The following is a 1,202-nucleotide window of genomic DNA, read 5'->3' on the forward strand; positions in this document are numbered from 1 at the left end:
ATGGCGAAGGAAAAATTTGATCGAAGCAAGCCGCATCTGAACGTGGGGACGATGGGTCACATTGACCACGGGAAGACGACGCTGACGGCGGCGATCACGAAAGTGGCGGCGATGATGGGGCAGGCGGAATTCAAAGCCTACGACCAGATCGACAATGCGCCGGAAGAGAAAGCGCGCGGCATCACGATCAACATTGCACACGTGGAATACCAGACGGCGAAGCGGCACTACGCGCACGTGGACATGCCCGGTCACCGCGACTACATCAAGAACATGATTACGGGCGCGGCGCAGGTGGACGGAGCGATCTTGGTGGTGGCGGCGCCGGACGGCCCGATGCCGCAGACGCGAGAGCACGTGCTGCTGGCGCGGCAGGTGGAAGTGCCGAGCATCGTGGTGTTTCTGAACAAAGTGGATCAGATGAACGATCCGGAGCTGCTGGAGCTGGTGGAGTTGGAGTTGCGCGAGCTGTTGAACTCGTACGGTTTCCCCGGCGACACGACGCCGATCGTGCGTGGTTCGGCGAAGGCGGCGTTGGACAGCCCGAGCACGGACCCGAACGCGCCGGAATACGAGTGCATCCGCGAGTTGCTGCGGGTGATTGACGAATACATTCCGGAACCGAAGCGCGAGATAGACAAGCCGTTCATGATGAGCGTGGAAGACGTGTTCTCGATCAAGGGACGCGGCACGGTGGTGACGGGGCGCATTGACCGCGGCGTGATCCGCGTGGGTGACCCGGCGGAAATTGTGGGCTTGCGCGAGAAGAGCATGAGCACGGTGGTGACGGGCGTGGAAATGTTCCACAAGCAGCTGGATGAGGGGATTGCGGGCGACAACGTTGGGTTGCTGCTGCGCGGCATCGAGCGGACGGATGTGGAACGCGGAATGGTGATAGCCAAGCCCGGGAGCATCACGCCGCACAAGAAGTTCCTGGCGGAAGTGTACGTGCTGAAGAAGGAAGAGGGCGGGCGTCACAAGGCGTTCTTCAGCGGGTATCGTCCGCAGTTCTACGTGCGCACGATGGACGTGACCGGGAGCATCACGCTGCCGGAAGGCGTGGAGATGGTGATGCCGGGCGACAACGTGAACCTGACGGTGGAATTGATTGTCCCCGTGGCGTTGGAGCAAGGCTCGAAGTTCGCCATCCGTGAAGGCGGTCTGACCGTCGGCGCCGGCGTCGTCACCAAGATCCTTGAATA

General features: G+C 61.5%; 1 protein-coding gene. It reads left to right on the forward strand.

All coding sequences use genetic code 11. The features are described 5' to 3' along the window. On the forward strand, window positions 1-1,202 hold a 1,202-nt coding region (gene tuf / locus AB1555_20180; GenBank protein MEW6248997.1), incomplete at its 3' end, for an elongation factor Tu.

The organism is Nitrospirota bacterium (assembly GCA_040755395.1).
Lineage (GTDB): Bacteria > Nitrospirota > Nitrospiria > Nitrospirales > Nitrospiraceae > DATLZU01.